Source organism: Phaeodactylibacter sp. (genome assembly GCF_022763345.1).
In the GTDB taxonomy this organism is placed as follows: Bacteria; Bacteroidota; Bacteroidia; order Chitinophagales; family Saprospiraceae; genus Phaeodactylibacter.
In genome coordinates this window covers 1-22,648 of record NZ_JALEGS010000107.1, presented here as the reverse complement: position 1 = coordinate 22,648, position 22,648 = coordinate 1, and the positions used below count along the sequence as shown (strand labels likewise).

Sequence of the window (22,648 nt, the reverse complement as noted above, 5' to 3'; positions counted from 1 at the left end):
TAAACCCTAACCCCTAAACCCTAACCCCTAAACCCTAACCCCTAAACCCTAACCCCTAAACCCTAACCCCTAAACCCTAACCCCTAAACCCTAACCCTCTAAACCTAAACCCTAATAAACCTCCCCCTTAGCCGCCCGCAGCGTGTTCATCAGCAGCGACACCACGGTAAGCTGCCCAACGCCGCCCGGAACGGGAGTAATCCAGGAAGCCTTTTCCGCCACCGCTTCGTAGTCCACATCTCCGCAGAGCCGATAGCCTTTTTCAAGCTCCGGTGCCTCCACACGGTTAATACCGACATCAATAATAACCGCACCTTCCTTCACCATATCCGGCTTTACAAACTCCGGAATACCAATGGCCGCCACCAGGATATCAGCACGGCGGGTATGCTCCGCCAGATCTTTGGTACGGGAATGGCAAAGCGTCACCGTAGCATTGCCGGGGTAGCCTTTGCGGGAAAGCAGGATGCTCATGGGTGTGCCCACGATATTGCTGCGGCCCAGTACCACGACCTCCTTACCCTCAGTAGGCAGCTCATAACGGCGGATCATCTCCAGTATGCCAGCGGGTGTGGCGGGCAAATAGCAAGGCATGCTTTGCGCCATGCGCCCGAAGTTGACCGGATGGAAACCGTCAACGTCTTTTCGGGGGTCAATGGCGAGGGTCACCCGCTCCTCATTGATGTGGCCCGGGAGGGGCAGTTGCACGATGAAGCCATCGACAGCGGCATCCTCATTTAGGTTATGCACCACTTTGAGGACTTCCTCTTCTGAAGTGTCCGCAGGAAGGCGGACCAAAGAAGACTCGAAGCCGACTTTTTCGCAGGAGCGGACTTTATTGCGTACATAAACCTGACTGGCGGGGTCTTCGCCCACCAATACGGCGGCCAGGTGCGGCGCCCGCTTGCCGGCAGCTTTCAACTTTTGGACTTCTTCTGCCAGTTCTGCACGGATTGTTTTAGCCAGGGCTCTTCCATCAAGTATCTGCATAGGGCTTATTTTTGCTGCAAAGGTAGGAATTAATCCATAGACTCCGGCCAATTCTGTGGCGGCAGAGCGGACAACCTTGGTGCCGCTGAAGTGTTAGAACCAAAAAGCAAAAACGACGATCCACGCAAATATGAACTTCAAGGAACTCCAACAGCAGCTTGCCCAAACCGACACCCATCTCATCGCAGTCTCCAAAACCAAGCCCAATGAGCAGATCATGGAATTGTATGAATTGGGGCAGCGCGACTTCGGTGAAAACCGGGTACAGGAGATGGCAGACAAATACGAAGCCCTGCCCAAAGATATCCGTTGGCACTTCATTGGCCACCTGCAGACCAACAAAGTCAAGTACATGGCGGATTTTGTGCACCTCGTGCATTCCGTAGACCGCCAGAAAGTCCTCAAGGAGATCAACAAGCGGGCTAAACAGTCCGGCCGGGTGATCGACTGCCTGCTGCAATTCCACATCGCAGAGGAGGAAAGCAAGTTTGGCTTTGATCTGCCGGAAGCTAAAGCTATGCTCGAAGGCCCCGCTTTTCAGAACTTTGAGCACGTGCGCATCTGTGGCGTCATGGGCATGGCCACTTTTACAGACGACCAGGATAAAGTCCGCAGGGAATTTCAGGCCCTGCACCGGATTTTCGACACCCTCCGCGAAGTGTATTTTTCTGCTCAGCCTCATTTTAAGGAAATTTCTATGGGCATGTCGGGCGACTACCCGCTTGCTCAGGAAGAAGGCAGCACCATGGTCCGCATCGGCAGCTTGCTATTTGGCCCTCGAAACTAAATACCTCCGCCATGAATATCACCATCATTGGCGCAGGCAATGTAGCCAGCCACCTGGCACTGACGCTTCATCAGGCCGGTTACACTATCCTACAGATTTACAGCCGTCAGCTTTCAAAAGCCCGGCCGCTGGCCGAACATGTCGATGCCGCCCCCATTCATCAGCTAAGTGCTGTAAGCCCTGAAAGCGAACTTTGCTTGCTTGCGGTCAAAGACGATGCGATCAGAACAGTGGCTCAAAGCCTGTCTGCCCATTTGCCCAAAACCACGTTGCTGGCTCATACCTCAGGGGCTACCCCTTCTTCTGTCCTGTCTGATGCCTGGGCGAATTGGGGCGTATTCTACCCCCTTCAGACCCTTACCAAAGGGCAGCCGGCTGATTTTACACAAATCCCTATGTGCATAGATGGCGCGACTCCCGCCATTCAGCAGGCACTGCAGGAAATCGCCGGGCGGATCAGCCATCAGGTGCACCTGGTGAACGATGAGCAGCGCGCCACTTTGCACCTGGCGGCCGTGTTTATCAACAACTTTACCAACGCCATGCTACAGGCCAGCCATACCCTGACAGAGGAAGCCCACCTGCCCCGTGACATCCTCAAACCCTTACTCCGGGCTACCATCCAAAAAGGCACCCGGCAAGAGCCCCGAAAGGCTCAGACGGGCCCGGCCATACGCAGGGATCAGCAAACTATTGAGCGCCACCTTGGGCAACTGGCGAACCATCCGGAGCTTTCAACCGTCTATAAAGCCATCACTTCTTACATTCAAACGTTTTAAAGCATGCGCATCGCCGGCTATATCGAACATCCCAAACTGAAAATCACCATTTTCCAGATGGACAACCGCTTCACCGTCAAGTTTGAAGATGGGAAACATGAACAAGCCTACAAATTCCGCACAGGCGAGTACATCAACTCCGTCAATGACATCCGCCGGCTGGTAGATGCGACCTTTATGGAAGAGGCAATGGCTGAAATGAGCCGCCTGCACCGCATTCATCAGGGCGCACTGCAACGCCTGCAGCCCGAAGAAGCGGAAGACGAGTTTGACGATATTTTGTAAGCCGGAATTCAGGCCAGCTATCCTGTACGATATCGGCACGGGTTTCCTTATCTTCAGCCCGGAACAAACCCTTCCGCTTTATGTCCTATTATGCCCAAACCGGCCGAAGTGCTCCACTTGGTGCGACCGTATACCCGGCAGGCACCAACTTCAGCATTTTCTCCAAGCATGCCTCCGCCGTTGAGCTGCTGTTGTTTGACGCCAACGATCACAGCACGCCGTTGCAGGTATTCCGCCTTGACCCGGAAGCCAACAAAACCTTCTACTACTGGCACATCTTTGTGGAGGGGGTGCAGGAGGGACAACTATACGGCTGGAAGGTTTATGGCCCTTATGCACCGGAAATTGGCTACTATTTCGACGGGAACAAACTGCTGATCGATCCCTATGCCCGGGCAGTCGTGATGGACACCTATGAGCGTCAGGCCGCAAATCGCCCCGGAGACAACACCGCCAAAGCCATCAAGAGCGTGGTGGTGGCCAATGGCAGCTACGACTGGGAAGGCGACCGGCCGCTTAACCATCCTTATTCCCACTCCATCATTTACGAGCTGCACGTCGGAGGCTTTACCAAACACCAAAGCGCTGGCGTAGACGATAAACTACGGGGGACTTACCGGGGGCTTATCGAAAAGATCCCTTACCTGAAAGCGCTGGGCATCAACTCCGTAGAGCTCATGCCTGTACAGCAGTTTGACCCGGCGGACGTGCCCGATTCCAACCTGACCAACTATTGGGGCTACGCGCCCATTGCCCTCTTTGCGCCACATACCGGTTATGCCAGTACGGATGACCCAATTGGTGCCGTCAATGAATTCCGGGACATGGTCAAGGCCCTGCACCGTGCAGGAATCGAGGTGATTTTGGATGTAGTCTTCAACCACACCGGTGAGGGAGGCGTTGATGGGCCTATCCTCTCCTTCAAAAGCATCGAAAACCGGGCCTATTACATGCTCGATGAGCATTACCGCTACCGCAATTACTCCGGCACTGGCAACACGCTCAACGCCAATCATTCAGTGGTGCGCCGCCTTATCCGCGATTGCTTGCGGTACTGGGTTGACGAAATGCATGTGGACGGGTTCCGCTTTGACCTCGCCTCCATTTTGTCGAGAGACGAAGCCGGGCGGCCAGTACAAAACCCGCCCATCCTTTGGGAAATTGAGTCTGACCCGGTCCTGGCGCCTACCAAAATCATTGCCGAAGCCTGGGACGTTCAACAATACCAACTGGGCAATTTCGTCGGCGACAAATGGGCAGAGTGGAATGGCGCTTACCGCGATGACATCCGGCGCTTCCTCAAAGGCGATCAGGGCATGACCCGTATTGCAGCCAACCGCATCAATGCCAGCCCGGATTTATTTGGAAAGCTACTGCGCGACCCCAACCGCAGTATCAACTTCGTCACCTGCCATGATGGCTTCACCCTCAATGACCAGGTCTCTTACAACCAAAAGCACAACTGGGCCAATGGGGAAGACAACCGCGACGGGCACAACGACAACCACAGCTGGAATTGCGGTGCGGAAGGCCCAACCAAAGACCCGGTGATCCGGAAACTCAGGGAACGGCAGGTCAAGAACCACCTTACCTTACTGCTGCTCAGTCAGGGCACCCCTATGTTACTTATGGGTGATGAGGTCCGCCGCACTCAGCACGGCAACAATAACGCTTACTGCCAGGATAATGAAATCAGTTGGTTTGACTGGAGTGCAGTTGAGGAGCAGCAAGGGGTGTTGCGATTTGCCCGGGCACTGATACAACTCAACCTGAATACCCCTTTTTTTCAGGAGCAGTTTTACTGGAACAGCCCTGATGCTCTGGGTGGCTCCCGCTGTAAATTTGGCGGGGTACGCAACAACCATCCTGACTGGAGCCACCATTCTCACACCTTATCTTACACCCTAAAGAACAGCAACTACCCCTACCGGATGCACGTGATGGTCAACGCCTATTGGGAGCACCTGAGTTTTCAGATACCGAAGCCCAAAGGCGGGCAGCCCTGGAGGCGTATCATCAATACCGCAGCGGATAGCCCGCAGGATATCGTGGATTTTGAGGAGGCTCCGGTCATACGTGGCGGGAGTGTTTATGTCAATGCCCGTTCGGTAGTGGTATTGGTAGACGGCCAGTAGTTAGCCAACGTTTAGCCCGTTGATGGCTTCCACAGCACTTACCTCAGGGATTTTGCCGATCAATGCCTGCTCGATGCCGGCCTTCATCGTCATCATTGACATGCTGCAATTTTCGCAGGTACCCAGCCATTTGATTTTAACAATATGGTCTTCGGTGACATCCACCACTTCCACATTGCCCCCATCGACAGCCAGGTGAGGCCGGACATCGTTGAGCGCCTCGTCGACGCGTTGAATCAGTTCTTGCTTTTTGGTATTCGACATGGCGCTTAATTATTCATTTTTACAATACGGGTTGGGTCTTTGGTTTCATTGCGGATGGCAATCTGACGGGCGGCATTCTTAGCCACCAGCTGCATGGCTTCCGTGGCATGGGGCACATCGCGCAGGACAACCGGCTTGCCTTCGTCACCGCCCTCGCGTATGCCCTGTACAATAGGCACCTGCCCCAGTAGAACAGAATTGCTCTCCCTGGCCAGCCGCTTGCCACCGCCTTCCCCAAAGAGGAAGTACTTATTGTCGGGCAGTTCAGCCGGCGTGAACCAGGACATATTTTCCACAACTCCCAAAATCGGCACGTTGACCGAAGGCAGGAGGAACATATTCATGGCTTTAATCGCATCAGCGATGGCCACTTCCTGTGGTGTGGTTACCATAATGGCGCCCGTCACAGGAACGGTTTGGACCAGGCTGAGCTGAATATCACCGGTACCGGGAGGAAGGTCAACGATGAGATAATCCAGGGGCGGCCAGACGGTATCATTGAAAAACTGCTTGATGATGCCTGACAGCCTGGGGCCACGCAGCACCACGGCCTGTTCTGGTTCAATGATGAAGCCAATGGACATCACAGGCATACCGTAAGCCTCCAGCGGCATAATTTTGGGCTGATCGTAAATTTGCTTAACCTGTGGGCGCTGCCCCTGCAAACCAAGCATGGTTGGAATGGAAGGGCCATAGAGGTCAGCATCGATCAGGCCTACCTTTGCGCCGAGCTGCTTGAGCCCCAGTGCCAGATTAACGGCAATGGTAGATTTGCCTACGCCCCCTTTGCCGGAACCCACTGCGATGATGTTCTTAATGTGGCTAACCGGGCTGTTGGGCTGTTGTTGTACACCGGGCGCAGCGCTGATCATGTGGACGTTCACGTTCGCCTCCGGGTACACTTCCTGGACGGCTTGCATGCACGCAAAATTCATATCTGACTTATTCCTGGAATCCAGGGATGGCAATTCCAGTGAAAAATTGATATTATTGCCGTCGATTTCGAGGTCGCGCACCATATTCATCGTAATGATATCCTGGCCGGAGTTCGGGTCAGTGACTTTGGTTAGCGCCTTTACTATTTTTGTTTTATCAAAACTCACTAGAGCTAATTTCTATTTAGATTGAATAGGATTAAGAAGGAAAGCAAAATTACAAACAATTAAAAGCCCAGAACAGTTTTCTAGCTGTTTTATGCATTAGCCTACTGCGCATGAGAGTTTTCAATGACCTGAATGATTTACCGGATTTTCAAAACGCTGTTGTCACCATCGGCTCATTTGATGGGGTCCACCTGGGGCATCAGCAAATCCTGGAGCGGGTCAAGGGGCTGGCCCGGCAATGCGGTGGCGAGAGCATCGTGATTACTTTCCACCCCCACCCCCGCCTCGTCATCTATCCTAGGGACAACACCCTGCAGCTTATCACTTCCATTGACGAAAAGGTAGACCTGATGCGGCGCTACGGTATCGATAATGTGGTGGTGGTGCCTTTTACGGTAGAGTTTTCTCAGCAAAGTGCCGATGAGTACATCCAGAAATTCCTGGTTGAGAAATTTCATCCCCGCTACATCGTCATCGGCTATGACCACCGCTTCGGGCTCAACCGGCAGGGAGATATTAACTACCTTAAATGGCACGGTGAAGCATCCGGCTATGAGGTGGTGGAAATCGGCAAGCATGAAGTGGAAGACATCGCGGTAAGCTCGACCAAAATCCGCAAAGCCCTGGAGCAGGGCGCTGTTGATCAGGCACAGCGGCTCCTGGGGCACTATTTTGTCTTGACCGGAACGGTAGTCCACGGTAATAAAATCGGAAAAAAACTAGGCTTCCCAACGGCTAACCTCGATCTTAACAACCGGCACAAATTGCTCCCCCCAACCGGTATATACGCTGTCTATGCCTACCACAAAGGGCAGCGGTACGGTGGCATGTTATACATTGGCGACCGCCCCACCCTAAAGGAATACCAAAACAAAACCATTGAGGTCAACCTCTTTGACTTCGACAAGGACATCTACGGTGACAAACTGCGGCTGGAATTGGTAGCCCGCACCCGGGACGACGAGGCTTTTAGCGGTCTGGAGCAGCTCAGCGAGCGGCTTGCACAGGACCGGCTGGAAACACAAGCTATTATCGAATCCCGGGAGCGCGAGCATGCGAAAAAAAAAATAGATAAAGGCCCCCGCGTGGCGGTCGTCATCCTCAATTACAATGGCAGAAATTACCTTGAGCAATTGCTCCCTAAGGTCCTGGAACATTCGGGTGGCAACGTTGAGGTCATCATTGCGGACAACGGCTCAACCGATGACTCGCTCGCTTTTTTGGCGGAAGCCCACCCGAAGCTGCGGCATATCGACCTGAAAACGAACTACGGCTTTGCGGAAGGCTACAATCAGGCACTGGCCCAGGTCGATGCCCCTTATTTTCTGCTACTCAACTCAGATGTGGAAGTGACCCCCGGCTGGCTTGAGCCTCTGGTGGAACTCCTGGAGCGCGATACCACGGTAGGTGCAGTACAACCCAAAATCCTTGCCTATCACGATCGCGAAAAATTCGAATACGCCGGTGCTGCCGGTGGCTGGCTCGACAACCTCGGCTATCCCTTTTGCCGGGGCCGTATCTTCTCCGTTACGGAAACGGACAAAGGACAGTACGATGAGCTACAGGAAGTATTTTGGGCAACGGGAGCCGCTTTACTGGTCCGGTCCAGCCTGTACCGGCAACTCGGAGGCTTTGATGGGGACTACTTTGCTCATTCTGAAGAGATTGATTTGTGCTGGCGCATAAAGCGGGCAGGCTATAAAGTTATGGCACGCCCCCGGTCAGTCGTTTACCATGTAGGCGGAGGGACTTTGTCCTACAATACGCCCCGCAAAGCATTTCTGAATTTCCGCAACAGCCTGTTCACCCTCGTTAAGAATGAAACGACCAGCCGTCTGGCCTGGATTTTACCCGCCCGGCTCCTGCTCGACGGTGTGGCCGGATTGCTGTTTTTGTCTCAGGGCAAATTTCAGCATATCGCCTCCATTGTGCGGGCCCACTGGTCCTTCTTTGGGCAGTGGAAGGCCACCTGGCGCAAGCGGCGGGAAAATCAGGACCGGATTGCGAAAGTAAGCATTGCCGGCAAGCCCAATCTGGCCGGCCGGTACGCCAAAAGCATTGTGTGGGCCTTCTACGCCCGTAACATTCAGCATTTTAAAGACCTTTAACGGACCCTACCATGCCAAAGCACCAACCCGAAATCCTGCATCAGGACGATGACCTGTTGGTCGTGAACAAGCCCGCAGGCCTGCTAACCCTGCCTGACCGCTTTAAGCCAGATGAAAAGCCCAACCTGAAAACCCAGCTCGACCAGTTATTTGGGAAGGTCTGGACGGTGCACCGGCTGGACCGCGAAACCTCTGGCTTGTTGGTCTTCGCCCTCAACGAAGAGAGCCACCGCAGCTTATCGCAGCAGTTTCAGGAACGCACGGTAGACAAAGCCTACACCGCTATTTTGGACGGCTGCCCAGCCGAAGCAGAGGGCACTATCGACCGCCCCATTGGCCCCAACCCGGCCAAACCCGGCCAAATGATGGTCGTTAGGAAAGGTAAAGCATCCGTTACCCACTACAAGGTCCTGGAGGCCTTCCGTCAATTTGCATTGGCTGAATTCCGGATCGAGACCGGACGCACCCACCAAATCCGGGTGCATGCCTCCGCCATTGGCCACCCCCTTGCCGTGGATGCTTTCTATGGGCGGCGCGAAGCCCTTTACCTTTCTGAAATCAAAACCCGGGGCTTTCAACTCGGCAAAACCAGAGAGGAACGCCCCCTGCTCAGCCGGATCGCCCTGCATTCCAGCCGGCTCTCCTTGGTCCATCCCAGCCATGAGCAACCTCTGCAGATTGAAGCGCCTCTGCCCAAAGACCTGCGTGCGGTGTTAAATCAGCTTAGAAAATGGGGAAAAACACCTTAGCCCCCTTTGAAAAATGCGATTTTTTTGTAGCTTGCCTGGCAAAGGATATACGCATTACGAAGTGGCATGCTACTCCAGGGCATACTGCTTCAAAGCGTATGCCGAAATTGAGTAGGTTTGCCGAGGCCAACCGCTTAATCGTCGGTATAACTCCTATACCCTTCGCTGACAATCACTAAGACGACCCTAAGTTTTCGTAGTCTTTATTTCTACACCAGGCCTGCTGCGCTGACGGACAGGCTATACTACAGCGGATATGCCTTTGAGAACGGTACTGAAAATTTGGTTGGGGCTATTATTGCCCCTGTGGGGATGGGCGCAGCCCGAAAAGGCAGGCTTGGAGATCGCCAGTAAGCTCGGGCTTTGTGATGCGCTCACCTCCCGAAGCGGAGAAGTTTATGAGAGCGACCCTTGCGCTAATTGCAATATTGAATACATTCCGCTTGTTGGAAGCCGCCATAACCCGGATCTGCTTTTTATAGAAATCAACTCTGCTTCCCACTGTGGTTCCGGTGGGTGCAGTGGGCAGGTCTATGCACGGCGTGGCCCTTCCTACCAACAAATATTAGGGCTGTTTGGCTACTTTGAACGCAGTGTGCCTCAGCCGGGCAATCAGCCGGCGGATCTCGTCTACCTGCATGTCGACAGTGGCAGCCAGGATTACGATGGGGACGGCATGGAAGACCGGGCCAGCATCTGGATACAATACCGGTGGAACAGCAGCACCGAACAATACCTTCCGCACGATATCCTGCGCATAAAGGTCAATGAGCGAAGTATTCCCCTTGCCGCCAAACGGACCGCTCTGCTCAGGGAATGGACCCGGAATAACCGGTGGTCTTTTTAGCCTTTGCTTAGCCCAAACCCTACTTTTCCCAATATTTGTCGCCAACGGAGTAGAATTAACAGCTTTTGAATGGGGATTTACCCGTGGAATAGAATATTTTTGCAGCAGTCCTGCCTTCAAATCACTTGGTTTGGGGCAGAGGTTTCTATGCTGACGATTAAGTGGCTTCCGCCTGCCCTGACAAGCTATGCTTTTCAAGGGTCGATGTCGCAAATCCAAGATTCCAGACGATGAATGTCTGGATCAATGACCCCAGACGATGAATGTCTGGATCAGTGACCCGACATTTATCGTCGGTGACCACTTTATATTGCATATACCTACTGATTAGCCAACCACCGAACGATGATGAACCGCCCCCCAACAGCAATAGCTCCTGTAGAAAAAAAGACAGGCTGTTTTGAAGACCATTTAAAATTGCTATTTTTGTTTAGCGCTTCTTACAGGAGGGCAGGCGGTGATTCCTGCTTGAAAACAGCAACACCCTTTCATCAAGCCGCTAAATCTATCTATCTTATCCCACCAATTTACGGAAGCCAAAATACTGGTGCGGCCAGGCTGGATTACTTGGTAGCAGGTGACTCCGCGGAAGTTTTCCAGAGGCAGAACACTAGCTATCAGTTAATTACAGCTCAATTCGCCAAACCGGCTTCGGAGCATTCGAAATTCTACATTCAAACCAAATAGAAATTCTCACTTCATGAGCATACATAAACGCCTACTCGTATTTTTTGCCCTTTTTATGTCTGTCGCTGCTGGGCAGGCCCAAAATTTCCTCATGGGAGAGTCGCCCCTGATCAACGCCTGCGACGGGTTATTCCTGGATACCGGCGGCAACATGAATGGTTATGGGCCTAATGAAGACCTCGAAATGACCTTCTGCCCGACCGGCGCTGGCGAAAACATTCAGCTGACTTTTCCGGGAATGAACATACAGCCCGGCGACCTTTTGTGCTTTTATGACGGAGAGGATACGAGCGCTCCACAGCTGGCTTGCTCCAATGAGCTTACCTACGGAAACGGCATCATCATTCAGGCCACGGCGGCTAACCCCTCGGGCTGCGTAACGGTAACCTTCACTTCTGATGCAACCGGCGAAGACGTCGGCTGGAGTGCCAATATTGAATGTATCCAGGATTGCCAGACGATTCTTTCCACCATCGCTTTTTCTGACCCCGCGATCGTCCCGGCTGATACTGGTTATATTGATATTTGCCCCGGAGACCGGGTCTCCTTTGAAGGCGAGGGCCTTTATCCGCAAAACAACCTGGACTACCCGCAGTCTGACCTGACCTCCACCTTTCTGTGGAACTTCGGCGACGGTTCCGAGGCAGTTGGGCCAAATGTCTCCCACGAATACACCGAACCGGGCGGGTATACCGTACAGCTGACCATCACAGATACGGAGGGCTGTACCAGCACCAACTTTATTTCGCAACGGGTGCGGGTTTCGACTTACCCAGAGTACAACTTTGGCGACGCATTGCTGCCAGGTTGTGTGGGAGACACCATTAGCCTGGTTGGAACCGTGGATAGTATGTTCAGTGGCGTGGATGTTGCCGCCTCCACGGTGGAAGGCAGCTTTCAGCAAGGGGGCAGCCGTTCCGATACCCTGTTGCTTCCCGATGGCAACGGTACAAGCTATTTCTCCTCGGTAGGCCTGAATCAGTTTCCTCCGGGGGCTACCCTGACCAATTCCGACCTGCTTTCCAGCGTATGCCTGAGTATGGAACATTCCTACGGTGGTGACCTGGACATCGAGTTGATCTGCCCTAACGGGCAATCTGTTTTCATCCTTGATTATGTTGCATCATCCGTCGGCTCCACCAACTTTGGCGAGCCCTTCGCCACAGGAGGTGTGGACAGTCAGTCCGGTGACCTGACGCCCGGCGTGCCCTACGAATACTGTTTTAGCATGACAGGTACGGATTATGGCACACTGAATGAGGAAGCCGGCGACTACCAGTATACCTACACGACCGTACCCAGTGAGAATACCGGCCAGACCTTTTCTTATATGGACTCCTACTTTCCGGAAGGGAGCTACCTGCCCCAACAAGACTTTTCCAACCTAGAAGGCTGCCCTCTCAATGGCGAATGGACCATCCGGGTGCAGGACAACCTCTCCCAAGACAATGGCTGGCTCTTCCAGTGGGGCCTGAATTTTGACCCCAGCCTGTTTGCCAACCTGGAAACTTTTCAGCCGGTCCTTACTGACTGGGGCTGGATCGAAACAGACAACATGATTTTCTATAGCCAGGATTCGATTTCTGCTATACCTCAGAATGCGGGCACCTCCAGCTACACTTTTACGGTGACCAATGACTTTGGCTGCACTTTCGACACTACGGTCAATATACAGGCGCTACCCACTACACATCCGGACTGCTACAGCTGTGGCTTTTCAGACAGCCCGCTAACGGATACCGTCATCTGTGAAGGCGAAAGTGCTGCCCTCGATGCCACTTCGCCCCTTGCAGGTATGGTGCCTATTACTTTCGAGCAGATTCCGCAAATTCCCTTTGGCGCAGCCAACTACCCGAACAATAACCCTTACGAATCGGCCATAAATGTCAATAGTATCAACCCGCTGGTTTTAACGGATCCGACTGCACAGATCGAGTCCGTATGCGTCAACATTGAAACCAACTGGAACGGAGACATTAACCTGTTCCTGGAATCGCCAACCGGGCAAACCCTTGAGCTGAGTACTGGCAACGGTGGTGGGTCAGACAACTACACCAATACCTGCTTTACCCCCACAGCAGCCACTCCAATTAATGCAGGGACAGGCCCCTTTACCGGCGACTTTCAGCCCGAAGGGAACTGGACAGACCTGACGGGCAGTAATATCAATGGCAACTGGATCCTACGGGCTTCTGATGCCTTTGCACCCAATGATGTCGGCGAATTTACTTCCTGGTCCATCACCTTCAACAACAATAACGAGGTGACCTACAGCTGGGAAGGAGATGACTTGTCCTGTACCGATTGTCCGGACCCCGTTGCCACCCCAACCATGACCACAAGCTATATTGTAGAGACCAATGACAGCTACGGTTGTGTAGATATGGATACGGTATTGGTCGGCGTGGTTTCGGATATCCCGGCTCCGCAGGTAAGCTGTCTAGTTACTGGTCCTGGCGTGCTGCAGTTTGACTGGACAGCTGTTGGTGACTTCACACAATACGAAATCCGGGCGACGATCAACGGCGTTCCCGGCAACTGGGAAGGGCCCGTAACGGGTACCTCCTATGAACTTACAGGTCTGAGCAATAGTGACAACATCACCTTTGAAGTGCGCGTCTTCACCGGAGGGGCGCAGCTGGATTGTGAAGTTGCCGTAGGCGAAACGGTTTGTTCCATTGCGCTTTGCACCCTTACCGGAACAGCGGATGCACTGACCGACCCCACCTGTTTTGGTGCTGCTGATGGCAGTGCGACCATTTCAGCGCAGGGTGGAATAGCCCCGCTCACCTACAGCTTGGATGGCGGCACGCCTCAGTCAGATCCTACGTTCACCGGTTTAAGCGCAGGCAATTATCAGGTTATCCTAAATGACGCTAATGGCTGTGCGGACACCCTGCAATTTGGGCTCAACGAACCGGATACGCTCACGGTCAGCCTTCAAATCACAGCAACCATCGACTGCCATAGCGGCTCTACTGGTGCGATTGCAGCAACAGCCAACGGCGGCAATGGCGGCTACAGCTACGATTGGGGAGACCCAGGCATTGGAGATACGCCAACACCGAACGGGCTCACCGCAGGCACCTACATCCTGCAGGTCTCTGATGCCCTCGGGTGCACGGCCATTGACACAGTCACAATCACCCAACCGGACTCCATTATTATTCAACTCGCCCCACAGGCTGCCAGTTGTGCTGAGTTGGAGGATGGGGCCTTACAAAGTGTGGTCACCGGAGGCGTACCACCTTATGACTATTCCTGGAGCAACACAGCCACAACACCCGAAATTGATGGCTTGCAGGCTGGCAACTACTGCCTGACCATCACCGATGGCAATGGCTGTGAACAGATCGCCTGTGCGGAGGTCACTTCGCCCCCGGCTTTGCTTATCGACTCACTAACCTTTACGCCTCCCCTTTGCAACGGTGGGGACAATGGCTCCGCAAGTGTTTTTGTCACCGGTGGGACCGGGGACTACACCTACAACTGGAGCGACAACCTTGCGCAAAGCAGTGCCACCGCCAACATGCTCAGCGCACAAACCTACACAGTCAGCGTAACGGATGACAACAACTGTATGGCCGAGCAATCTGTTACCCTCACTGAACCGGAGCCGCTCAGCGTGACCTTTCAAATACAGGATGCCAGCTGCAACGGTGGCTCAGATGGCTCCGCCACTGCACTGCCGGAAGGCGGAACCGCTCCTTACGCTTTCAGCTGGAGCAATCAGCAGGAAGGGCCTACAGCTGACGGGTTGGAGGCCGGAGCCGTGCAGGTAACGATCACCGATGACAACGGATGTACGCTGGAATCTTCGACAACCCTGGCTGAACCGGAAGAGGCAGTAACCCTTGAAGTCATGCAGACCCAGCAGGGTTGTTTTGGCGAACAGGACAATCAGGCAACCGTGACCGGATTTGGCGGCACGGGAGGTTTTACCTACAGCTGGAGCAACGGTCAGAATACTGCTACGGCTACCGGATTGGATACCATACCTTATACTGTAACCGTGACAGATAACAGCGGTTGTACCGCGGTAGACACCATCCTTCCTGCCGACCTTGAGGAAATTTCCTTCCTGATCATCACCAATCCGCCTTCCTGTAACGGGCAGGTTGACGGCCGGCTTGGCATCAACCTAATCACTGGCGGCAACGGCCAAACCTTTGAAGACTACACCATCACATGGAGTACAGGGGATTCCAGCCCGATTACCGATGGGCTAGCTGGCGGGCAGACCTATTCCGTAACCGTTTCTGATGGACAGGGGTGTGAGCGCATAAGAGAACGCTTCCTGCCCGAACCACTTCCAATCACCGTGGAAGTCGCTACCGACAGCGTAAGTTGTAGCGGTGGAATGGATGGAACGGCTACGGCAGTGGAAGTGACCGGGGATGCACCACCGTTTACTTACGAATGGAGCAACGGACAAACCACTGAAACCGCTACAGACCTTGCCGCAGGCACCTATACCCTTACCGTCAATGATCAAAACGGATGTGCGGGTATTGCAGAATTCCGGATTACAGAGCCTACTCCACTTGAAGCGGCGCTGCAAGGCGAGGATATCGATTGTTTTGGCAACCTCAATGGCACGCTGACCGCCCTGCCGTCCGGAGGCACACCGGGTTATGCCTTCAATTGGTCCAATGGGCAAAGTAGCGGTTCCGCAACTGGCCTGGGAGCCGGTTCCTATACCCTAACCCTAACGGACGCTAACGCCTGTGAGATCATTTTAACCGATAGCGTTGATGCTCCGGAACCACTCATGGTGGACCTCTCCGCTCAAAATCCGATTTGCTTTGATGAGGCAAACGGCAGCATTCAGGTTAATGCCACAGGAGGAACCCCCCCCTACCGATACAGCCTCGACAATGACTTCTTCTCCGGCTCCAGCATGCTGATCGGGCTGGAAGCAGACGACTACATCGTTTATGTTCGGGACAACAATGGCTGTATCAGCAGTGAAAATACGTCCATCAATAATCCGCCTGAACTCAAAATTGATGCCGGTCCTGAGAGCTACACCATCACCCTGGGAGATAGTGTACGCATCTATGGAACAAGTGAGAATGCCACGGGCAACGTTTCCTACACCTGGATCCCACCCTACGAAGGCACCCTGAGCTGTACCGACTGTTTCAATCCGGTCGCTTCACCGGAATTTTCTATTTTGTATGAATTGGTTGGCGTAGACTCTCTGGGCTGTACGGATAGCGATCAGCTGCGTATTTACGTGGAAAAACCGAGGATCGTGGAAGTGCCCACCGGCTTTACGCCAAACGGGGACAACACGAACGACCGCCTGATCGTCCACGGGCAGGAAGGCACTTTCGTGGAAACCTTCCGGGTTTACGACCGCTGGGGCGAACTCGTGTTCGAGCGCAGTGAATTTGAAGTCAACTCCGAAGCCAACGGCTGGGATGGCAACTACCGTGGCAAACCCCTTATGCCCGGTGTTTACATCTGGCAGGTCATCGTCACCTATCCGGACGGGCGGGAGGAGGCCCTCGAAGGGCAGACCACTTTAATCCGATAACGGCACCCGATTTTGACACACTCAAACCGAAAAAAGCAGACTATGCGTTATATCTACACTATACTATTGTTACTGGGCACCCTGTCTGCCCTGCAGGCACAGGACCCCAGACTATCTCAGTTCTACGCGGCTCCTCTGGAAATGAACCCTGCAATGATCGGGGTTTTTGAAGGGCGTATGCGCTTTGTGGCCAACTATCGGGACCTTTACCCGGCTATTTTGGACAATAATCCTTACCGCACCCTTGCCGCCAGTTTCGACATGCGCTTCCGGGTGCAGAATGATGACTACTTTGGGCTTGGCATCAGTGCCATGCGCGACGAGGTCGGCCTGGCCAATTTCAATCGGACCAAGGCCAATATCGGCGGTTCTTTCCTGAAGCAGCTCGGTGGCTCCGGCTACCGGCCCTACACCCAGTACCTGGTGGCCGGGGCTCAGGTAGGCTTTGGGCAGCACGGCCTGAACTGGCAGCGGCTCTGGTTCTCCCAGCAGTTCAATGCCAGCAATGGCTCTATTGACTTTGGTGCCGACAACGGCGAAGCCTTCGGCGATGAAATGAGTACAAATATGTACCTTGACTTCAACGCCGGGCTGCTATGGTTTATCACCTTTGAAGACAACCAAAGTTTTTACATTGGCGGCTCCCTTATGCACCTCAATGAGCCCAATATCTCCTTCCTGGGTGCCGATGCTACACCTCTGGATATGCGCTTCGTAGGCCATATGGGCGGAGAGTTCCCTTTAGCCAAAGGGCTTAGCCTGTTGCCAGCAGCTGCAGTAATGAGCCAGGGCCCGCACCTGAGTGTTATGGCAGGAGCCAACTTCCGCTATACCAACCGCGACTGGCGGGAAGTGGCCATCCGGGCCGGCGGATGGACCCATTTTTCCAATCAGCTGGATTCTGGCGTAGCCATGGATGCCATCGTAGCCACCACCGTACTTGAAATGGAACGCTGGAATATTGGGCTGAGCTACGACATCACCACTTCTGTACTGGCTACGGCCAATAACTCCCGTGGTGCATTCGAGGTCAGCTTTATTTACACACGACCTGCCCGCTGGCGTACGAATGTTACCTGCCCGAAGTTTTAATTACCGCTGGCGCACCGTACTTTTGGCGTAGATCATTTACGCAACGTATGGAAAGCAAGGATTACTATGTCCACCCCTCTGCCTGGGTGGACGAAGGGGCACAAATTGGCAAAGGCACAAAAATCTGGCACTTTTGCCACCTGATGCCCGGTGCTGTCATTGGTGAAGGCTGCAGCCTCGGGCAGAATGTCTTCGTAGCCTCCGGGGTGCAAATTGGCAACCGGGTGAAAGTACAGAACAACGTCTCTCTGTACGAGGGCGTCATTTGCGAAGATGAGGTATTCCTGGGGCCATCCATGGTTTTCACGAATGTGATCAATCCGCGGGCTGGTGTGGAGCGCAAAACGGAGTACCGGCAGACACTGATCCAAAGAGGGGCCACCGTTGGCGCTAATGCCACCTTACTGTGCGGCCATACCATCGGCACCTACGCTTTCATAGCTGCAGGCGCGGTGGTGACCCGCGACGTACCGGCTTATGCGCTGGTGGCTGGTGTACCCGCACGGCAAATCGGCTGGATGAGCGCCCACGGTGAGAAGCTTTCCTTTGGAAAAGACCAACGCGCCGTCTGCCCGGCAACCGGGACTGTTTACCTAAAGACCGGAGACCGCATCCATCCTCTTTCCTAATCCAACTGCAAGAACATGAAACACAACTTTGCGCTGATTGGCGCAGCGGGTTACGTTGCTCCCCGGCATATGCAAGCCATACTGGATACCGGTAATGACCTCATTGCAGCCCTTGACAAGCATGACTCCGTGGGGGTGATCGACTCCTTTTTTCCGGATGCCGCCTTTTTTGTGGAATACGAACGCTTCGACCGGCACCTCGAAAAGCTGAAGCGCTCCGGCACACCACTTCACTACCTGAGTGTTTGCTCTCCCAACTATCTTCATGACGCCCACATCCGATTCGGGCTGCGCCACGGAGCAGATGTCATATGTGAAAAGCCTCTGGTGCTCAATCCCTGGAACCTCGATGCCCTGGAGGAAATTGCGGCTGAAACGGGGCGGTCCGTATTCAACATCCTGCAGCTTCGCCTCCACCCCAGCGTACAGCAACTCCGGGAGCGGGTACAGCAAGCCCCAGAGGATTCCAAGTTTGATGTAGACCTGACCTATATTACCTCCCGCGGCAACTGGTACTACGCCAGCTGGAAAGGCCGGGAACCACAGTCGGGCGGCATTGCCACCAACATCGGCGTGCATTTTTACGATATGCTGCAGTGGATTTTCGGACCAGTACAACAGAATACCGTCCACCTGCATACGCACGACCGGGCGGCGGGCTTTTTGGAATTCGAGCGAGCCAGAGTAAGATGGTTCCTAAGCATCAATGCAGATACCTTGCCCAAAGCCGTTGAAGCAGCCGGGGGGCGTACTTTCCGGGCGCTGACCATTGAGGGGGAGGACTTTGAGTTCAGCGGTGGATTTACCGACCTGCATACCCAAAGTTACCAGGCGGTTCTTGATGGCAAAGGATTCCCGCTGAGTGCAGCCCGCCCTGCCATTGAAATTGTGCACGATATCCGGCATCAGCAACCACTCGGGCTAAAAGGGGATTTTCATCCTTTAGCTAAATTGCCCTTGGCGCCTCATCCTTTTCACCAGTAAGATTTACTTTTGCGCTACAAATTAACTGAAGCAGCATGAATAAGCTACCATTTTTTATTTTTCTGGCGCTGATCATTGGTTGTTCGTCAGATCCGGCCTCCACCACAGATAGCGGAAAGGCAGACCTGCAAAAGACCCTGCCCGGCACCTGGGAATCCGTTTCTTTACGTGTAGATATCAATTCGGCTAACGGCACCGATACCTCCTACGTTTTTGAAGTCCGGGAGGAAGAATGGGTAAACCGTTTGGGAGTTAAGCCGGTAAAGACCTATTATAAACTGGATAATAAATATGAGCAGGTCTTCACCAGCCTTACCGATACCATACTGAGCACGAGCCGGGGCATGTGGAATGTTTTTGGAGACACGCTCATGATGGTGGAGCCTAATGCCACTTACCACTATGAAGCCGGCGTTGAGAACGGTCTGATCAGCCTGAAAGCCCGACTGGACTGGGATGGAGATGGCGAAGAAGATGACGACTACGTGGGCGTTCACCGGAAAATCAGCTCTGCCACAGAGTGATAAATGGCCGCCGGATATACTAAACGGAGGGGCAATTCAGTTCTTTCCATCCACCATTAATGCTAAAACAGGATGAAACAAACAACCCTCTTCGCGTTACTGACCATCACCCTCTTCACTTTTTCCGCCTGCAACAAGGGCAAAGTCGAAAGCCTGGAACGGCAGGTGAATGAAAAAGACAAGCAAATCCAGCAGCTGGAAGACCAGGTCGAGCACCTGCAGTTTACGAACTCCAGCTTGCTTGACCGTATGTCCGACTTGTCCATCGTGAGCAAGGAAGGCGCCACGAGTATCCGGGAGTCTCTCGAGAACATCAACCAACAGTACCAATTCATTGAGGACCTGACGACTAAGATGCAGGAAAAAGACTCCCTCAACCTGGCGTTGGTGCTCAACCTCAAACGCTCCCTTTCCGACCTGAACGACGATGATGTGAAGGTGGAAGTCCGGGGCGGCGTGGTGCACGTCTCTATCTCAGACCAGCTCTTGTTCCAGTCCGGTAGTTCCAAAATCACCGCTCAAGCGAATGAAGTATTGGGCAAGGTAGCTATGGTGGTCAGCGATCACAGCGACCTCAACCTTATGGTGGAAGGCCATACTGATAACGTACCCATTTCCAACAACTGTATTAAAGACAACTGGGACCTAAGCGTAAAACGCGCTACGGCAGTGGTAAGGGCATTGGAGGAAGAACACTACGTAGACCCTACCCGCATGATCGCGGCCGGAAGGGCGGACAAACTGCCCAAAGCAGATAACGATTCCGAAACCGGCCGCAGCCTCAACCGCCGCACTGAAATTGTAATTATGCCGCGGCTTGATCAGTTCTTCCAGCTGCTGGAACCACCCGTGGTAGCAAATTAAGGAACGTTAAAAAAATAGATTCGACATTTTGAGTCGGTTATTTTTGTGCTGGGCAAGGCGCGAAGAAAGAAGATAGCCAAAGCTACCTGACTGATGAGCAACGCAGACCAGCGCAAAAAGAAGCAGTCATAAATGGTGAAGTTATTATTTAAACGTTCCTAAACCTTATTTTTTAAGATATTCAGAATACAGCTGGCCATGACGGTACGCCTCAAGGACATGGCGTACCGTTGAGGTCAGGTTTCTGGGTAAATCCTCCAGGTAAAACCATTCTGCTTCCCTGAACTTATGTGTCTCTTTGGCTTTTAATTCGCCCTCCCAGCGGTAGGCTTTGAAGTAAAAGACAATGCGGTGCTCTTCTCCATTCACTTTGTGCAGCAAGTGCGCCAATTCCAAGTCCTCCTCCCGCAGGATGATCCCTGCTTCTTCAAAGCTCTCCCGGATCAGCGCCTGACGGGCGAACTCCCTGGATTCCACCGTACCGCCCACGAGCGTGTAATTGCCCCCGTTAGGCTTCGTTTGTTTAAGCAACAGAATACGGCCTCGATGATAAAGAATCAATCTGGCTTTAAAGGAAATCTGTGTGTCTGCCATAAAGAAAATGGGTATTTGATGCCGTTTTGCCAATATTGCACAGGCAGTGCATACTGTGCGCATACATAGCAAGATAAGTCAAAAACAGCTTTTGTTTCTGATTGTTGACTTTTTTCATTCCTGAAGGGTCATTTTGGTCATTGCGCATGAAATAGTTTTCAGGCCAGGGAAGAAATAGAAAAGCCCCGCTTTCTGGAGGCAAAAAATTTATTACCTTTGTTCTTACAATCGTATCGGGACTGCAAATCTGTAATTGGTTTTTGGGCGTTCCGCCCGAAGTCCGAGCCTATTAAAATCAAACAAGCTGTACAAAACGTGCAGCCTATCGTGAGCAAAAAGCAAGCTTATATGCGATACGAGAACGTACTGGCAACTATCGGCAATACGCCACTCATCCACCTCAGCCGGATCACCAAAGACCTGCCGGCGAAAATTTACGGAAAAGTAGAAGCTTACAACCCCGGGCAATCGGCAAAAGACCGGACGGCGTTGTTTATGGTCGAACAGGCAGAACGCGAAGGGCTTATCAAGCCCGGCGATACCATCGTGGAGGCCACCTCCGGCAACACCGGCTACAGCCTGGCGATGATCTGCAGCCTCAAGGGCTACCGTTGTGTCCTCACGGTTTCCAGCAAAGCCTCTCAGGAGAAGCTGTCCCTGCTGAAAGCTATGGGCGCCGAAGTAGTCGTCTGCCCTGCAGATGCCGCGCCCGAAGATCCCCGCTCCTACTACTCCCGCGCCAAGCAGTTGTCTGAGGACATCCCCGGGGCCTACTACCTGGCTCAAAACTTCAACCTCAACAACTCGCAGGCCCACTACAGCTCTACCGGTCCGGAAATCTGGGAGCAGACCGAGGGCAAAATCACGCACTACGTCTGTTGTGCAGGTACAGGTGGCACCCTATCCGGCACCGCCCGCTACCTCAAAGAGAAAAATCCGGACATCAAAATCATCGCCGTAGATGCTTATGGCTCCGTACTCAAAAAGTACTGGGAAACCGGCGAGTTTGACCAAAGTGAAATCTATCCCTACAAAGTAGAAGGCCTGGGCAAAACCATCATCCCCGGCAACGTAGCATTCGATCTGATCGACGACTTTATCAAAGTTACCGACCGCAGCAGCGCACACCGCGCCCGTCAGTTGGCCCGCCAGGAAGGCCTCCTCGTAGGCTACTCCAGTGGCTCTGCCATGCAAGCCGTATTCCGCCTCAAGGAGCAGCTCAAGCCAACGGATGTAGTTGTTGCCCTCTTCCCCGACCACGGCACCCGCTACCTCGGCAAAATTTACAACGACGAGTGGATGAAACAGCAGGGCTTTATGCAACAACCTGCCCCTGTAAATGGCGAGCACCCTCACCCCGTCATGCACCACGAAGACTCCTACACCCGCTACCGCAAAATCTACCGGGCGTACCGCATCAAGTACAAGCGCTACCTCCGGCAAACCCTCAAAGCAATGAGCTAACAACACCTCAGAGCGAAGGCAGCCTGTTGACTGTAACCCGGCACCCGCCCAAAACCAGCCCACATCAGGCCCCCTTCGCTCTCCCCCCACTCCCAGACTACCCACTGCCCACTCCCAAACTGCCCACTACCCACTCCAAGACTGCCCACTCCCAGACTGCCCACTCCCAGACTGCCCACTGCCGACTGCAAGACTCCCCCACTCCCAGACTGCCCACTGCC

General features: G+C 53.4%; 20 protein-coding genes. 15 read left to right on the top strand and 5 right to left on the bottom strand.

Annotated features, from left to right (window positions below; genetic code table 11):
- Positions 1-111 precede the first annotated feature (111 nt).
- Positions 112-990 carry a bifunctional methylenetetrahydrofolate dehydrogenase/methenyltetrahydrofolate cyclohydrolase FolD gene (folD, locus tag MRY86_RS25900; RefSeq protein WP_293572065.1) on the bottom strand — a complete coding sequence of 293 codons (879 nt, stop codon included), beginning with the start codon at positions 988-990 and terminating at the stop codon, positions 112-114.
- 130 nt (positions 991-1,120) lie between these two features.
- Here folD and MRY86_RS25895 point away from each other — a divergent pair, with 130 nt between their 5' ends.
- The 4 genes from MRY86_RS25895 to glgX all read left to right on the top strand — a co-directional run bounded on the left by MRY86_RS25895 (position 1,121) and on the right by glgX (position 4,976).
- A complete protein-coding gene (locus MRY86_RS25895; protein ID WP_293572063.1) occupies positions 1,121-1,777 on the top strand; it encodes a YggS family pyridoxal phosphate-dependent enzyme in 657 nt (218 codons plus the stop codon).
- 11 nt (positions 1,778-1,788) lie between these two features.
- Positions 1,789-2,556 (top strand): Rossmann-like and DUF2520 domain-containing protein, encoded by a 768-nt coding sequence (locus MRY86_RS25890; protein ID WP_293572061.1) that lies wholly within the window; start codon positions 1,789-1,791, stop codon positions 2,554-2,556.
- Between the two features lie 3 nt (positions 2,557-2,559).
- Positions 2,560-2,841, top strand: coding sequence for a hypothetical protein (locus tag MRY86_RS25885; RefSeq protein WP_293572059.1), 282 nt, complete (start codon positions 2,560-2,562; stop codon positions 2,839-2,841).
- 80 nt (positions 2,842-2,921) lie between these two features.
- Entirely contained in the window at positions 2,922-4,976 is a 2,055-nt protein-coding gene (gene glgX, locus MRY86_RS25880; RefSeq protein WP_293566707.1) for a glycogen debranching protein GlgX, read from the top strand.
- Here glgX and MRY86_RS25875 read toward each other — a convergent pair whose 3' ends face one another.
- Positions 4,977-5,240 carry a NifU family protein gene (locus MRY86_RS25875; RefSeq protein ID WP_044229259.1) on the bottom strand — a complete coding sequence of 88 codons (264 nt, stop codon included), beginning with the start codon at positions 5,238-5,240 and terminating at the stop codon, positions 4,977-4,979. It lies immediately after the preceding gene.
- Positions 5,241-5,245: 5 nt separating this feature from the next.
- Positions 5,246-6,343, bottom strand: coding sequence for an Mrp/NBP35 family ATP-binding protein (locus tag MRY86_RS25870; RefSeq protein WP_293566706.1), 1,098 nt, complete (start codon positions 6,341-6,343; stop codon positions 5,246-5,248).
- 110 nt (positions 6,344-6,453) lie between these two features.
- Between MRY86_RS25870 and MRY86_RS25865 the strand changes: the two genes are divergently transcribed.
- The 10 genes from MRY86_RS25865 (at position 6,454) to MRY86_RS25820 (ending at position 20,369) form a co-directional block, all read left to right on the top strand.
- On the top strand, positions 6,454-8,451 hold the full coding sequence (locus MRY86_RS25865) for a bifunctional riboflavin kinase/FAD synthetase (protein WP_293566705.1): 1,998 nt from the start codon (positions 6,454-6,456) through the stop codon (positions 8,449-8,451).
- An 11-nt stretch (positions 8,452-8,462) separates the two neighbouring features.
- A complete protein-coding gene (locus MRY86_RS25860; protein ID WP_293566704.1) occupies positions 8,463-9,200 on the top strand; it encodes an RluA family pseudouridine synthase in 738 nt (245 codons plus the stop codon).
- Positions 9,201-9,456: 256 nt separating this feature from the next.
- Entirely contained in the window at positions 9,457-10,047 is a 591-nt protein-coding gene (locus MRY86_RS25855) for a hypothetical protein (RefSeq protein WP_293572057.1), read from the top strand.
- Between the two features lie 345 nt (positions 10,048-10,392).
- On the top strand, positions 10,393-10,734 hold the full coding sequence (locus MRY86_RS25850) for a hypothetical protein (RefSeq protein WP_293569463.1): 342 nt from the start codon (positions 10,393-10,395) through the stop codon (positions 10,732-10,734).
- A 13-nt stretch (positions 10,735-10,747) separates the two neighbouring features.
- A complete protein-coding gene (locus MRY86_RS25845) occupies positions 10,748-16,276 on the top strand; it encodes a proprotein convertase P-domain-containing protein (protein WP_293569461.1) in 5,529 nt (1,842 codons plus the stop codon).
- Between the two features lie 42 nt (positions 16,277-16,318).
- Entirely contained in the window at positions 16,319-17,368 is a 1,050-nt protein-coding gene (locus MRY86_RS25840; protein ID WP_293569459.1) for a PorP/SprF family type IX secretion system membrane protein, read from the top strand.
- Positions 17,369-17,415: 47 nt separating this feature from the next.
- Positions 17,416-17,997, top strand: a complete 582-nt coding sequence (locus MRY86_RS25835) for an acyltransferase (protein WP_293569457.1) — start codon at positions 17,416-17,418, stop codon at positions 17,995-17,997.
- Positions 17,998-18,012: 15 nt separating this feature from the next.
- A complete protein-coding gene (locus MRY86_RS25830; RefSeq protein ID WP_293569455.1) occupies positions 18,013-18,981 on the top strand; it encodes a Gfo/Idh/MocA family oxidoreductase in 969 nt (322 codons plus the stop codon).
- Between the two features lie 35 nt (positions 18,982-19,016).
- The gene (locus MRY86_RS25825; RefSeq protein WP_293569453.1) at positions 19,017-19,505 is read left to right on the top strand and encodes a hypothetical protein; all 489 of its coding nucleotides are present in this window, start codon (positions 19,017-19,019) and stop codon (positions 19,503-19,505) included.
- 72 nt (positions 19,506-19,577) lie between these two features.
- Complete coding sequence (locus tag MRY86_RS25820) at positions 19,578-20,369, top strand: OmpA family protein (protein ID WP_293569451.1); 792 nt, start codon at positions 19,578-19,580, stop codon at positions 20,367-20,369.
- Between the two features lie 165 nt (positions 20,370-20,534).
- Here the strand turns inward: MRY86_RS25820 and MRY86_RS25815 are convergent, their stop codons facing one another.
- Complete coding sequence (locus MRY86_RS25815; protein ID WP_293569450.1) at positions 20,535-20,963, bottom strand: NUDIX domain-containing protein; 429 nt, start codon at positions 20,961-20,963, stop codon at positions 20,535-20,537.
- A gap of 348 nt (positions 20,964-21,311) precedes the next feature.
- Between MRY86_RS25815 and MRY86_RS25810 the strand changes: the two genes are divergently transcribed.
- A complete protein-coding gene (locus MRY86_RS25810) occupies positions 21,312-22,427 on the top strand; it encodes a cysteine synthase family protein (RefSeq protein WP_293569448.1) in 1,116 nt (371 codons plus the stop codon).
- On the opposite strand, the gene MRY86_RS25805 is transcribed toward MRY86_RS25810, so the two are convergent.
- Positions 22,424-22,648, bottom strand: a 225-nt coding sequence (locus tag MRY86_RS25805; protein WP_293572055.1) for a hypothetical protein, incomplete at its 5' end; no start/stop codon positions are given. The genes MRY86_RS25810 and MRY86_RS25805 overlap by 4 nt on opposite strands.

Excerpts from the sequence above, each read along its gene's own strand:
- folD (WP_293572065.1), bottom strand. The coding sequence starts at position 990 with ATGCAGATACTTGATGGAAGAGCCCTGGCTAAAACAATCCGTGCAGAA.
- MRY86_RS25895 (WP_293572063.1), top strand. The coding sequence starts at position 1,121 with ATGAACTTCAAGGAACTCCAACAGCAGCTTGCCCAAACCGACACCCAT.
- MRY86_RS25890 (WP_293572061.1), top strand. The coding sequence starts at position 1,789 with ATGAATATCACCATCATTGGCGCAGGCAATGTAGCCAGCCACCTGGCA.
- MRY86_RS25885 (WP_293572059.1), top strand. The coding sequence starts at position 2,560 with ATGCGCATCGCCGGCTATATCGAACATCCCAAACTGAAAATCACCATT.
- glgX (WP_293566707.1), top strand. The coding sequence starts at position 2,922 with ATGTCCTATTATGCCCAAACCGGCCGAAGTGCTCCACTTGGTGCGACC.
- MRY86_RS25875 (WP_044229259.1), bottom strand. The coding sequence starts at position 5,240 with ATGTCGAATACCAAAAAGCAAGAACTGATTCAACGCGTCGACGAGGCG.
- MRY86_RS25865 (WP_293566705.1), top strand. The coding sequence starts at position 6,454 with ATGAGAGTTTTCAATGACCTGAATGATTTACCGGATTTTCAAAACGCT.
- MRY86_RS25860 (WP_293566704.1), top strand. The coding sequence starts at position 8,463 with ATGCCAAAGCACCAACCCGAAATCCTGCATCAGGACGATGACCTGTTG.
- MRY86_RS25855 (WP_293572057.1), top strand. The coding sequence starts at position 9,457 with ATGCCTTTGAGAACGGTACTGAAAATTTGGTTGGGGCTATTATTGCCC.
- MRY86_RS25850 (WP_293569463.1), top strand. The coding sequence starts at position 10,393 with ATGATGAACCGCCCCCCAACAGCAATAGCTCCTGTAGAAAAAAAGACA.
- MRY86_RS25845 (WP_293569461.1), top strand. The coding sequence starts at position 10,748 with ATGAGCATACATAAACGCCTACTCGTATTTTTTGCCCTTTTTATGTCT.
- MRY86_RS25840 (WP_293569459.1), top strand. The coding sequence starts at position 16,319 with ATGCGTTATATCTACACTATACTATTGTTACTGGGCACCCTGTCTGCC.
- MRY86_RS25835 (WP_293569457.1), top strand. The coding sequence starts at position 17,416 with ATGGAAAGCAAGGATTACTATGTCCACCCCTCTGCCTGGGTGGACGAA.
- MRY86_RS25830 (WP_293569455.1), top strand. The coding sequence starts at position 18,013 with ATGAAACACAACTTTGCGCTGATTGGCGCAGCGGGTTACGTTGCTCCC.
- MRY86_RS25825 (WP_293569453.1), top strand. The coding sequence starts at position 19,017 with ATGAATAAGCTACCATTTTTTATTTTTCTGGCGCTGATCATTGGTTGT.
- MRY86_RS25820 (WP_293569451.1), top strand. The coding sequence starts at position 19,578 with ATGAAACAAACAACCCTCTTCGCGTTACTGACCATCACCCTCTTCACT.
- MRY86_RS25815 (WP_293569450.1), bottom strand. The coding sequence starts at position 20,963 with ATGGCAGACACACAGATTTCCTTTAAAGCCAGATTGATTCTTTATCAT.
- MRY86_RS25810 (WP_293569448.1), top strand. The coding sequence starts at position 21,312 with ATGCGATACGAGAACGTACTGGCAACTATCGGCAATACGCCACTCATC.